The organism is Thiothrix litoralis (genome assembly GCF_017901135.1).
GTDB classification, from domain to species: Bacteria; Pseudomonadota; Gammaproteobacteria; order Thiotrichales; family Thiotrichaceae; genus Thiothrix; species Thiothrix litoralis.
This window is the reverse complement of sequence record NZ_CP072801.1, coordinates 1,182,370-1,195,063: the sequence shown is the minus strand read 5'-3', so window position 1 is coordinate 1,195,063 and position 12,694 is coordinate 1,182,370. Positions and strand designations below refer to the sequence as shown.

At 52.5% G+C, this 12,694-nt stretch carries 12 protein-coding genes; 3 read left to right on the top strand and 9 right to left on the bottom strand.

The genetic code is table 11. The features are described 5' to 3' along the window. Nucleotides 1-8 precede the first annotated feature (8 nt). The 5 genes from dcd to J9253_RS05630 form a co-directional block, all read right to left on the bottom strand. Entirely contained in the window at nt 9-575 is a 567-nt protein-coding gene (gene dcd / locus J9253_RS05650; RefSeq protein ID WP_210223687.1) for a dCTP deaminase, read from the bottom strand. Further along, nucleotides 572-1,018: an LEA type 2 family protein gene (locus tag J9253_RS05645; protein ID WP_210223686.1), complete on the bottom strand. Its 447-nt coding sequence runs from the start codon at nt 1,016-1,018 to the stop codon at nt 572-574. Before J9253_RS05645 ends, dcd begins: the two co-directional genes overlap by 4 nt. A gap of 99 nt (nt 1,019-1,117) precedes the next feature. Next, entirely contained in the window at nt 1,118-2,206 is a 1,089-nt protein-coding gene (gene apbC, locus J9253_RS05640; protein ID WP_210223685.1) for an iron-sulfur cluster carrier protein ApbC, read from the bottom strand. A 236-nt stretch (nt 2,207-2,442) separates the two neighbouring features. Further along, complete coding sequence (locus tag J9253_RS05635) at nt 2,443-2,946, bottom strand: Rrf2 family transcriptional regulator (protein ID WP_210223684.1); 504 nt, start codon at nt 2,944-2,946, stop codon at nt 2,443-2,445. A 130-nt stretch (nt 2,947-3,076) separates the two neighbouring features. Then, complete coding sequence (locus tag J9253_RS05630) at nt 3,077-4,267, bottom strand: tetratricopeptide repeat protein (RefSeq protein WP_210223683.1); 1,191 nt, start codon at nt 4,265-4,267, stop codon at nt 3,077-3,079. 97 nt (nt 4,268-4,364) lie between these two features. Between J9253_RS05630 and J9253_RS05625 the strand changes: the two genes are divergently transcribed. Next, nucleotides 4,365-5,150, top strand: a complete 786-nt coding sequence (locus tag J9253_RS05625; RefSeq protein WP_323128870.1) for a HesA/MoeB/ThiF family protein — start codon at nt 4,365-4,367, stop codon at nt 5,148-5,150. Between the two features lies 1 nt (nt 5,151). Here the strand turns inward: J9253_RS05625 and J9253_RS05620 are convergent, their stop codons facing one another. Further along, nucleotides 5,152-5,589 carry a hypothetical protein gene (locus J9253_RS05620; protein ID WP_210223682.1) on the bottom strand — a complete coding sequence of 146 codons (438 nt, stop codon included), beginning with the start codon at nt 5,587-5,589 and terminating at the stop codon, nt 5,152-5,154. A 234-nt stretch (nt 5,590-5,823) separates the two neighbouring features. Here J9253_RS05620 and mscL point away from each other — a divergent pair, with 234 nt between their 5' ends. Both mscL and J9253_RS05610 read left to right on the top strand, forming a co-directional pair. After that, a complete protein-coding gene (mscL, locus tag J9253_RS05615) occupies nt 5,824-6,243 on the top strand; it encodes a large-conductance mechanosensitive channel protein MscL (protein WP_210223681.1) in 420 nt (139 codons plus the stop codon). 134 nt (nt 6,244-6,377) lie between these two features. After that, on the top strand, nt 6,378-9,794 hold the full coding sequence (locus tag J9253_RS05610) for a DEAD/DEAH box helicase (protein WP_210223680.1): 3,417 nt from the start codon (nt 6,378-6,380) through the stop codon (nt 9,792-9,794). Here the strand turns inward: J9253_RS05610 and J9253_RS05605 are convergent. Genes J9253_RS05605 through J9253_RS05595 form a run of 3 tightly spaced genes read right to left on the bottom strand, consistent with a single transcriptional unit; the run spans nt 9,771 to nt 12,667 of the window. Next, nucleotides 9,771-10,574: an SGNH hydrolase domain-containing protein gene (locus tag J9253_RS05605; RefSeq protein WP_210223679.1), complete on the bottom strand. Its 804-nt coding sequence runs from the start codon at nt 10,572-10,574 to the stop codon at nt 9,771-9,773. The genes J9253_RS05610 and J9253_RS05605 overlap by 24 nt on opposite strands. Nucleotides 10,575-10,590: 16 nt before the next feature. Then, a complete protein-coding gene (locus tag J9253_RS05600; RefSeq protein ID WP_210223678.1) occupies nt 10,591-11,718 on the bottom strand; it encodes an acyltransferase family protein in 1,128 nt (375 codons plus the stop codon). A gap of 22 nt (nt 11,719-11,740) precedes the next feature. Next, on the bottom strand, nt 11,741-12,667 hold the full coding sequence (locus tag J9253_RS05595; protein ID WP_210223677.1) for a nucleoside/nucleotide kinase family protein: 927 nt from the start codon (nt 12,665-12,667) through the stop codon (nt 11,741-11,743). Between the last annotated feature and the right edge of the window lie 27 nt (nt 12,668-12,694).

Sequence of the window (12,694 nt, the reverse complement as noted above, 5' to 3'; positions counted from 1 at the left end):
CATGAAACTCAGGTTTTCGGCAGGGTAACGCCGGTTTGCCCTTGGTATTTACCGCCACGGTCTTTGTAGGACGTGGAGCAGACTTCATCCGACTCAAAGAACAGCATTTGCGCCACGCCTTCGTTGGCGTAGATTTTTGCGGGCAAGGTGGTGGTGTTGGAGAACTCCAACGTCACATGCCCTTCCCATTCGGGTTCCAAGGGCGTTACGTTCACAATAATGCCTGTTCTTGCATACGTCGATTTCCCAAGACAAATGACCAGTGTGCTGCGTGGAATACGGAAATATTCCACCGTGCGTGCCAAGGCAAACGAATTGGGCGGAATGATGCACACGTCACCCACAAAATCAACGAAACTACGCTCATCAAAATTCTTCGGATCGACAATCGTGCTGTTAATGTTAGTGAAAATCTTGAATTCGTTGGCACACCGCACGTCGTAGCCGTAGCTAGACGTTCCATAAGAAACAATTCTTTCGCCGTTTACGGAACGTACTTGCCCCGGCTCGAACGGTTCAATCATATGGGTTTCTGCCGCCATACGGCGAATCCAATGGTCAGATTTGATACTCATTGATGTACTCCTACCCCGCCTTGGCGCTGGAATGGCACGCTAATAAATGGCAATTTCACCGCCCCCGTCAGGTCGTATTGTAGGCTACGAGTCTTCATCGCTTCCGGCGCAAGTTGCAGTAACTGCATGAAATCCAACTTTACGGGGATATTGATGGGCATTTCCTGACGTGCGCCAATGCTCATATCCTGCGCCTGATCACCGCTGGCAACGGGATGCCCGTTCAGGCTCAAACCGTACTGGATGCCTTTCAACGGAATAGGGAAAGCATTCGGGTTAGCGACGTTGAGCGTCACAACCGCAACCCCTTCGGTCAGAGAAATATCCTGTAAGCCGATGTTCTGGATGGAAATCTTGGGTTGTTCAATAACACCGGGGACGCCGCTGGCACAGGCTTGCAACAGTAAAGCAGAGGATAACAGGATTGAAATTCGTTTCAGCATGGATTGTTCTTCATATTAGTTGGACGTGCTGAATACTAACAAAAAAGCCGTGGCAGATACCACGGCTTAATAGTGACTCACACGAAAGTGTGAAAGTGTTTAAACGTTCATGATCTTGATAGTCGGGAACTTGGTGCTGTAATCCTTGGCTTTCTGTGCCAGACGTGATGACGCACGGCGGGAAATCTCTTTGTAGATTTTCGCCACAGCGCCATCCGGGTCAGACACGACGGTTGGATTACCGTTATCGACTTGCTCACGGATTTTAATGTCCAGTGGTAAGCCACCAAGATAATTCACGTCGAATTGCTCAGCCATGCGCTGACCGCCGCCTTCACCGAAAATATGCTCGACCGTGCCGCAGTTGCTGCAAATGTGCATACTCATGTTTTCAACGATGCCGAGGATAGGCACTTCGACCTTCTCGAACATTTTCAGACCTTTACGCGCATCCAGCAACGCAATGTCTTGCGGGGTAGTGACGATGATCGCACCCGATACCGGGATTTTCTGCGAAAGCGTCAACTGGATATCGCCCGTGCCCGGTGGCAAATCCACCACGAGGTAATCCAGATCACCCCAGTTGGTGTCACCCAGTAACTGTTCCAGTGCCTGCGTTACCATAGGGCCACGCCAGATCATCGGGGTATCTTCTTCAATCAGGAAACCGATCGACATCGCTTTGATACCGTGGTTTACCATAGGCTCCAGGCTCTTACCGTCAGAAGACTCCGGTTGACCCGAGATACCTAACATACGTGGTTGGCTGGGGCCGTAGATATCCGCATCCAGCATCCCGACGGTTGCGCCATCGGCTTTGAGTGCTAACGCCAGATTGACGGCTGTCGTGGATTTACCAACGCCGCCTTTACCAGAAGCAACCGCAATGATGTTTTTGATGCCATCCTTACGCTTGACACTTTTTTGCACGGCATGAGCAGCGACCTGCGTGGTAACGCTAACAGTGGCATCAGCAGCACCCGCAGCCGTCAATGCTGCCTTGATTTCGGCGGCCAGCTCATCGCGATACTCACCCGCCGGATAACCTTGCACGATGTTGACCGTTACCTTGCCGCCATCCACTGCAATGTCCTTGACCTGATGCAGGGATACGATGTCCTGCTCCAAATAACGGTCTTTGATGCCTTTCAGTAACGCTTCAACTTGTTCGCGTGTCATATCTGTCATTCTGGTCTCCTCAATAAACGTGAAAATCTGGGCGCGATTCTACACCATCTAAAGGCATACTCGAAATAAGCCCGTATTTCTGAATGACAACCGCCAATTCGACGCTAATCAGATGTTGTAGGCATAAAAAAAGCGGGGTTGCTGGCTCAAGGCAAACCCCGCTAGGGAGATGCTGCCCGGTGTTCGGAGGAGTATGGGCAGCGTGCGAGAAATGGTTACATTATCGTGTGTATGCTTTACATCGCCATTTGAGGCATGAGGCTAGGGTTAAGTTCCCGTGCGGGGAACATACGCGCAATCATGCTGGCCGTTTCACCCATCCGGTAGGTTTTGCGTGGCAATTCGTGGCCTGCCATCAGGCTTTCCAGCGTAATATCTTCCATAAACTGCTGGAACTGGGCACTCAGGTTGCCCCACATTTGCTGCACCAGATATTGATCCACTGAATGGGTACGATTCGACGCTACCCGCTCAGCGGATGATGCTTCTTCTGCAGCCAACACAATATCTGCCAAGGTAATTTCATCGGCATGGCGACTCAGGCGATAACCACCGCCGGGGCCACGAATACCTTCGACCAAACCTTCGCTACGTAAGCGGGCAAATATCTGTTCCAAGTAAGACAACGAAATGCCCTGCTGCGCTGCAAGATCACCCAAGCGCACTGCACCCTCATCGTCGTGGATAGCTAATGCCAGCATCGCCATAATGGCATGTTGGCCTTGCGTGGATAGTTTCATGTTTGTCTCCTAAGAATTCTTGTTACTGATCCTTGCCAAGAACTATACGACGCCATGAATCCAAGGAAAAGTCGAATTTTTCATTATAATGCTTCGTAAAAACCGAACTATTTTAATGTGCGGCTCACGTTTAGCTTTTACGCAACATGCCCAGATTACGCTGTGCATCACTGCTGCCGCCACGAGCTGCCTCAGAAAACAGTTGTTCAGCTTTTTGGGCATTCTTATCGACGCCATTGCCCAACACATACAATACGCCGAGATTATTCTGAGCCTCGGTAAAACCGGCAGTGGCAGCTTTTTCATACCAGTAAGCGGCTTGATTGTAATTTTGGGTCACGCCGCGCCCGTCCTCATACAACAGGCCAAGGTTATACTGGGCTTTCGGGTAGCCCTGTTTCGCCGCCTGTTCGTACCAGTAAGCCGCATCACGCAAGTCTGAAGGCAAACCGCCAAGGCCATCTTCATACATGGTTCCCAGCATCAATTGCGCTTGCTTGTCGCCTGCTTCAGCCGACTGGCGCAACACTTCCGGTTCAATGCCGGTCAAGTCAACACTGCCAGCGTTAGTGTCTTGCTTCGGCACGGAAAGGGATACTTTGGTAGCCACTGGCGCCGGGTAACTGGCAGAGTCGACCACGGGAGCCATCGCTTTAGGGCGCAATACCGGCGGCGGCGCGGCGGCAACTCGTTCTTGTCGAACGTCTTCCATCGCTGGTGCGGCGGCAACCGCTTGGGCAGAGGCACCGTTGCTCAGAGAAAGTAATGCCAAACGCGCCGCAACGTGCCCTTGACCTGCCGCTTGCTGAAACCAGTTACGCGCCTGCTGCGCATCGGCTGCTACGTATTGCCCGTTGGCATACAACAGGCCAAGGCCGTACTGGGCTTCAGCATAACCTGCTTGCGCTGATTTTTGTTGCCACTCCAGTGATTGTTGGATATTGGCGGGGGAACTGTCGCCCTTACGGTATTGCATCGCCAATTTGTACTGAGCTTTCGCATCCCCCTGCTGGGCGGCTGCCTGAAGTGCAGCCTGTTCATTGGCAGGATTAGCCGCCGTCTTGCGGCGGTTGCGATACCAGTTTTCTATGCTGGAACCACCAGAAGCAGTCTGTGCCACAGCAGGTGCGGAAGTGTTTGATTGTGTTGCTGGAACACCCTGCCACGGTGGTGGGGCTTCATTCATATTCACTTGCGTAGCGGGTGCGATAAGCTGATCAGCTCCCGCAAAAGCAGGAGTCAGCGCACAGATAAAACCAAGCAACAAGGTTGGCGAGGTAAACAGGGAAAATGCCCGATGTGGTGCATGGATGGTTGTCATGGTAGCCCCGCTATTTGCTCAAAATATCATAGTTATAGGTTAGATAGACGCTGAGTCACTATTCAGGGAGTTATAAGTGCCCACAGCCAAACCGTAGATGAATAGTGGCAAATTTTCCGATAAACTCCCCTTCATGAATGATGAAACCTTGCTACGTTACAGCCGCCAGATCCTGCTACCCGACGTTGATATTGGCGGGCAGGAACGCTTACTGGCTTCCAAAGTCCTGATCATCGGCATGGGGGGACTGGGTGCGCCGGTGACACTCTACCTTGCGGCTGCCGGGGTAGGGCAATTGACACTCGTCGATTTCGATACAGTGGATTTGACTAACTTACAACGTCAGGTGATCCACACCACTGCCAGTATTGGGCAATTGAAAGTCGCCTCTGCGGCGCAGACCGCACGGGCATTAAACCCCACCATCCAGATTGACACTATCCAGCAACGACTGGACTATGCGGCATTACTGGCAACGGTCGCCTTGCATGATGTGGTGGTGGATTGCAGCGACAACTTTCCTACCCGCTTCAACCTCAATCTGGCGTGCAAAACGGCGGGTAAGCCGCTGGTTTCCGGGGCGGTGATCCGTCTCGAAGGGCAAATCACCACGTTCGATTTTCGCCAGCCAGATAACGCCTGTTACCGTTGCCTGTATGGTGAAGAAGGCGAAACCGCCGATACGTGCAGCACCACCGGCATCCTCGCCCCCGTAGCGGGCATTATCGGCAGTATGCAGGCCGCCGAAACACTCAAGGTTTTGCTGGGCTTACCCACCCTGAGCGGACGGCTGTTACTGCTGGATGCCAAATACATGGAATGGCGGGAAATGCGCCTGAAGCAGGATACAAACTGCCCGGTGTGCCACCCGCAGCATTCCTAATCTAGGCAGCAGCCCAATGGGTATTCACCGCCCGCACTGTGGGGTAGAGGTGCTCGACTTCATCCTCAATACGACGTAACACCAACTCAAACATCTCGGCCGTTTCCTTGACAAACTGGTCGTGATCCTTGATACGTAACTCGCGGTGTTTGCACCAGCGTTTCAGGTATTGGTTAAAAACCCGCTTGATTTCACCTGATCCAGATAAAAACATTTTGGCGGTGTTACACACCTTGCTGTCGCTATGTGTCAACAAATTCTGGTACAGCTCACGGTCTTCGATATCCAGATGCTGCTGTACCTTGTCGACATACTCAAAAAACAGCTCACACGTCACACTGGTGTCGCAAATGGCACGGTCATGAATCAGGAAAGCCAATACGTTGGACAGCTCAGTGATCTTGTCGTTTTGACGGTTTAATGCCTCAAATGAAATCATTATTTTTGCTCCTGTGGTGCAGATGATGGTTTGGCTCAGGATACCCACCTCCCTTCTCCTGCTGCTTGATATTTGTCAACCATCATCAGGGCAGGTTCATTCATACCCAAAACATTGATCATTGTCCGAAAAAGCTGGTTCTGTAGCCGCTGGAAATATAGTCTGCCACCCGTGAACCAACATCACGACTGTCTCGTCAAACAAACGAGTTTATTTCAATAATCGGAGGTATATATGAGTTTTGTCAGTGAATTCAAAGAATTTGCCATGAAAGGTAATGTTGTCGATCTCGCCGTTGGTGTGATCATTGGCGCAGCATTCGGCAAGATCGTTTCGTCTCTTGTCGATGGCATCGTCATGCCACTGCTGGGATTACTAACAGGTGGCGTCGACTTCAGTGACATGGCTTTCAAACTCAAGGATGCTGTTGGTGTTGAGGGTGCTCCCGATTTCGTGCCAGCCCTTGTTCTTAAATACGGGGCTTTTGTTCAGACCATTTTTGACTTCATCATCGTGGCATTGGCTATTTTCGTTGCCATTAAGGCCATGAACAAAATGAAGCGCAAGCAGGATGCAGTCGCAGAAGAACCCGCCGCACCTTCCAATCAGGAGGCATTGCTGGGTGAAATCCGCGATTTATTGAAGCAAAAGTAAGCTTTCCGGCGGGGGGTGATGACTTCACCCCTTCCGCCAATCACCGGCAAATCGACATCTTGCCGTGACAAACCCAGCGCATCGTTGCACAATGTGACCCGACTAAAAATTCAGTCTGGTAATAAACGAACGAAATGCATCTAACAGCTAAACACCTCGACCTGCTTGCTGACAACCATTTTTCCCAAACAGTCCTGTTTAATGTTTTTGATACCACGACCATCGAGCGTGGCATTGATTATTACGAAAAGGGCAAAGTCACGCATTTTCGGTCAGAAAAAAGTGGCAATGGTAATGTTTCCATCACTGCCAAGGTTCAGGGCAACGCTGAGGAACCTTATGTTACAGTAGTCAATTACAACGAGCACTCGCCGCGTTGGGTCACTGGCGTTTGCACCTGCCCGGTCACCATGGCGTGTAAACACGCGGTGGCCACCTTGTTTGAATACCTCGACTACGCCCGCAAGCAAAAAGCCAGGGAACCCCAGCGCAAAACCGTGCCTGCGTTTATGGCTGCTACCATGCCAACCGCCAGGGCTGCCACCCACTCCCCCGTCGACCTGTGGCTACAGTCACTCAGCAATGCTGACAAGCCTTCCGGTATCACTTTTGAGGGTGAAACCGAGCTTACCAGTGCACATTTGCTCTACCTGCTGGATATAGATGCTTACGAACACCCGACCCTGAGCCTGTACAAAGCCAATGTGCTCAAAAAAGGCGGTTATGGCAAACCCTCCCACGTCCAACTAGAAGCCCTCCTAACCCCTTACCGCGCCCGCAATTTCGGTTACGAACCTCACGACCTGATGATTGCCCAACTGCTCGCGATGCCAGGAATGCGCTTTTTGCATCACTGGAACAAAGGCACTTTAAACGGTAAAACTGGCGAACAAGTACTTCTCGAAATTCTCAAAACTGGGCGAGCATTCTGGGCAAATGCCGACACATGGCAACGCGATATACAGCCGCTGCATTGGGGTTCGGCACTCGGCTTCCAGTTTGAATGGCAACAGGACGCCAACCAGACTTACACCGTCAGCCTGATTCCCGACCGTACCGTCACCCGCTATTTCTGGCTCAACGCCAAGCTTTGGTACATTGATACCCAGACACAGACTTGCGGCTGGTTACAGCACCCCGACCTCAGCCTCGCACAGGTTGAAAAATTCCTGAATGCACCACCGATTCCCGCCGAACAAGCCGAGCGTGTCAGTGAACGCTTGCTGGAAGCGCTGCCAGATGCGGAAGTTCCCGCGCCTTCCCCGCAGGTGTGCCAACAAATCGAAGATGTACACGCCACACCCATACCCGACCTGTATCTGCGCACCGTCACGCTGCCGGAAACTGGCCTTGAAACCCACATTGCCAGCCTGCGCTTCCATTACGCCGATAAGCTGCTGCAACCCGCCCAACACAAGCCCAGTACCTTACTGAAAGCGGACAAACAACGCTACCGCATCCACCGCGACCTTGACGCCGAACAACAAGCACTCGACACCCTCGAGGACTACGGTTTTGAAACAGCCAATAGCCGTTTCCCTGACCTACACCGTCTTGAACTGCTGATGCACCCGGATTCCCCTGCGTTAACAGCATTACGCTGGAATGATTTCCTCGACCACGGGGTAGAGGCGCTGCGTGCGGAAGGCTGGAACGTCACGCTGGATGACGCCTTTGACCTGCATTTTGATATCGTCGGCGACCTTGATGCCGCGTGGGAAGAAAGTGCCAACGGCAACGACTGGTTTGAAATCAGCCTCGGCTTTGAGGTGGAAGGCCAGCGCATTAACCTGCTGCCGATTCTGGTCGACATGCTCGGGCAGATGGAAAGCCCGCAAGCCTTGCGCGATCTGTTGGAACGCCAGCAATACATTTTCGTACCGCTATCTGGCAACCGCTGGGCCAAACTCGAATCACAGCGCCTGGGTGGAATTCTCGACACGCTGGTCGAACTCTACGACCACCAGCCACTCAATGCCAACGGCAATCTGGAACTCAGCAAATACCAAGGGACGGCATTGGGCGCACTGCTCAATGCCCCCGGCATGAAATGGAAAGGCGCGGAAGAACTCCTCATCCTCACCCAAAAATTGCAGGATTTCCAAGGCATCCAACCCATTACACTACCGGAAGGTTTGAATGCCGAATTGCGCCATTATCAGCACGACGGTTTGAACTGGCTGCAATTCCTGCGTGAATACCAGTTCAACGGCATCCTCGCCGACGACATGGGCTTGGGCAAAACCCTGCAAACCCTCGCGCACTTACTGATAGAAAAGCAGGCCGGGCGACTGGAACAGCCTGCGCTGGTCATCGCCCCCACCAGCCTGATGGGGAACTGGCGCCGCGAAGCAGCCCGCTTCACCCCTGATTTGCGGGTGCAAACCATCCACGGTAATGACCGTCACAAGCACTTTGAGCATCTGGGTGAGTATGACCTGATCCTCACCACTTACCCGCTGATCGTGCGTGATGAAGAACAATACCTGCGCCACACCTTCCACTACCTGATACTGGATGAAGCCCAAGCCATCAAGAATGCGGCTTCACGCACCACTCAGGTCATTTACACCCTCAAGGCACAGCATCGCTTGTGCCTGACCGGCACGCCGCTGGAAAATCACCTTGGCGAATTATGGTCGATGTACCACTTCCTGATGCCCGGCTTTTTGGGTGCGCACGACAAATTTACTCGCCTGTTCCGCACCCCGATTGAAAAACAGGGCGATGTAGGCAGGCAACAGCAATTACGCCAGCGGGTCTTACCCTTCATGTTACGTCGTACCAAGGAGCTGGTTGCCAGCGAATTGCCCCCCAAAACCGAGATCATCCGCAGCGTGGCACTCGAAGGCAAACAGCGCGACCTGTACGAAACTGTGCGCCTCGCGATGGACACCAAGTTACAGGAAGAAATCGGCAAAAAAGGTTTCGCCCGCAGCCATATCATGATTCTCGACGCACTACTGAAACTGCGCCAAGTCTGCTGTGACCCACGTTTGGTCAAGCTCGACAAAGCCACGAAGGTCAAACAGTCCGCCAAACTCGAACTGCTGATGACCTTATTGCCAGAAATGCTCGAAGAAGGCCGCAAGGTCTTGCTGTTCTCGCAATTCACCTCGATGTTAGCTTTGATCGAAGAAGAACTGATGGCCTCAAAAATTGCATACACCAAATTGACCGGGCAAACCAAAAACCGCGATGAAGTCATTGCCGACTTTCAGGAAGGCGATGCCAAAGTATTCCTGATCAGCCTCAAAGCAGGCGGTACCGGGCTAAACCTCACCGCTGCCGACACTGTTATTCATTACGACCCGTGGTGGAACCCAGCGGCGGAACAGCAAGCCACCGACCGCGCTTACCGCATCGGTCAGGACAAACCTGTATTCGTCTACAAACTGATTACCGAAGATACAGTTGAGGAAAAAATCCTCAAACTGCAAGAGAAAAAGCAGATGCTGGCCAATAGCCTGTACTCAGAAGCGGGAGCACAAGAAAGCGTGCGCTTCAGCTCTGAAGACCTGATGGACTTACTGAAACCGCTGGAGCAGTGAGTTAGCAAACAGCAACTGACCCACGTATTTCGCCCCGGCGGGTGTCAAATGCCCGCCGTCGTAGGAAATCAGTTGCGCATCATCCGTAAACAAGCGGCAATTCGCCCCCTCCCCGCAAATCAGGCGTTGCTGATCCACGAAAACCTTATCCCCCAAACTGTCGCGCAATAGCTGATTGGTTGCCAAAGGCTTGGGGTCAACCTTGTTGCTCAAGGCGCGTAATTCATCGTCGGATAGCTTCAGGTAATTCCTGACCGACACTCGACCGAAATCTTTCGCACCCACCACTACCAAAGACTGATCAGCACGTAAGTTCATGCTTTTAAGGGTTTCTGGCAATAGCTTTGCTGCCCATTCTTGCCAGCGTGCCACCATAATCACCACATCAGCGTCAGCAATCTGCGCGGCAGCCTGCGTCAGGTTATCGGATGCGGCACATAAAGCGGTATCTTTAGGCTGGATATTTTCTGCACCCTTTTCGCCAAAAAACATCTGGCAACGGGTGGGAATGTAGCGGGTACTCAGTTGGTAATTCGCCAAATAACCATTTTCCAGCACGCCGTTGAAGAAATCCTGCGCATGGCTGTCGCCGATAATCAGCGTCTTTTTGCGCTTGTCGGCAGGGTCAAACGGCTTTTTTTGCACAGCAAGAAAGCGCTGACGAGTGTATGCGCCGCTGGCTTCGGTGTCAGCCGCTTTCAATAATGCCTCGTGGCTATCGGCTGATGCAGGCATCATGCTGCCAAAACACAACAAGCCCACAAATAATGGTATATACATTTTCATCATCATTTTTTCACTCTGCAAAGCGACTTGCCAGCCCATCAGTCAGCACCAAGGCTGCGCCTAAGGCGATAAACAGCAAACTGCCAATCACCGCACCGCTGAAAATTTGGGTACGAGTAAAACGGCTGCGGTCACGGAACGGCTTTTCCACAAAGCGCCAGCTAAACCACGCCAGCACCAACGTCAGCACACTCAAGCCTGCCATGAAAGCCGTGCTTGGCTCATCCAGCGCCTGCATCCGTGCAAACACAAACAGGGGCTGATGCCACAAATAAGCACTGTAGGAAATCAGCCCGATACCCACCAACGGCGGGCTGGCCAGCAACTTGCCCACCCACGTGGCTGGCGTCGCCGCCACAATCAGCAGCAGTGCCCCGACGGTCGGCACTAACGCATACAGGCTAGGAAACGGAATACCGTCATGAAAGAAAAACACTGCATAACCCAGCAAGGCGATACCACCCAGACTACCCGCTTGCGCGAGCATTCCCTGTGGGGAAGCTTTGTTTTGCAAGTAGAACGCCGCCAATGCGCCCAGCATCAATTCCCATGCCCGGCTGGGAATCAGGTAGAAATTGGCTTCCACCGAACCGCGCCACAACCATTCCGACCAGCCCAGACTTAGCAAGGCCACCAGCGAAATCAACCCTACCAACCAGCGCTTGCCCAAGCCCCATGCCAGCAGCATGAACAGTGGAAACACCAGATAATATTGCTCCTCAACCGCGAGGCTCCACGTATGCAGCAAGGGAATCTGTTCCGCCGTCGCCGCAAAATAATCGGTCTGCAACCAGAACAGGATATTGGAAGCAAACACCGCTACCGCCGCCATACTCTTACCAAAGTCCACCATTTCGGCAGGCAACAATAGCCACCACGCCAACGGCAAGCACGCGAGTAATACGAAAAACAAGGCAGGTAAAATGCGCCGGGCACGGCGTTCATAGAAACCGGCGACAGTGAAACGTCCCGCCGCCAGTTCTTCCAGAATGATCGAAGTAATCAGGTAGCCGCTGATGACAAAGAAGACATCCACACCCACAAAGCCGCCGCTCACCGCCGCAAATCCGGCATGGAACAAGATCACCGGGATGACCGCCAAGGCGCGTAACCCGTCAATTTCCTTTCTGTAAATCACGTTGGCGCTTACCCAAAAGCGCTTATTCTACCAGACCCAATACACCCGCGCCTCGATCTTCTGGCACATCCGTAATACCGCGTAACTGGCGGCTGGCGTTGATCAGGTCGTGGATAATCGGCATTAATACCAGCTCAATCGCCATCAGCATTTTGCTGCTGGGAACCACCATGGTATTGCGCCGCGTCATGAACGCCCCCGGAATATCCGCGAGCAACGGGACGAAATTAGGCCAGTATTTGTCGATGAAATGGATAATCAGATAACACTCATCCGCCGACGGCACTGCTTCAGCCCCAAACGGGTCAGAGGTATCCACTAATGGAATAAGCTGGAAATTGATATGCGTGCGCATGAATTGCGGGGTAATGTGGCTGACATAATCGTTGAGACGCTTCAGCAAAGCTTCTTTCGCATCCTCCAACGGCACACTACGGTTGTAGACTTCGTGCTGGATTTTACTCATCCACTCCAGATTGGCATTCGGCGCAATCCCGATCGACAAGTCGGGGTATTGTGACAAATCAATATCGTCGACCGAAGCAGCGCCATGCAAACCACGATACAACAATAAATCGCTGTCAGGATCCATACGTTCCCACGGGGTAAACGTGCCGACTTCCTGCCCGAATTTGCGTGCTTGGGTGTCGGTGTGCAAGTAGTGCCGAGACAAACCACCACCTGTTGCCGCGTATTCAAAAAACAGGCTTTCCAACTTTTCGAGATGGTTGCCTTCAGGGCCGAAATGCCCCAGGGTTTTGCCTTGTTGTTTGGCCTCACGTACCGCTTCACGCATGGTGTTACGGTCATAACGGCGGAAAGCACTGCCGTCGATATAGACCGCTTTGACCCGCTCTCGGTAAAAAATCCGCTCCAATGCTTGGATAACCGATACTGAACCCGATTCCATAGCGCCGGTAATGGCAACAATAGGATGCTCTGCTGACATGAATCCTCCTCCTAAAAAACGTGGTGA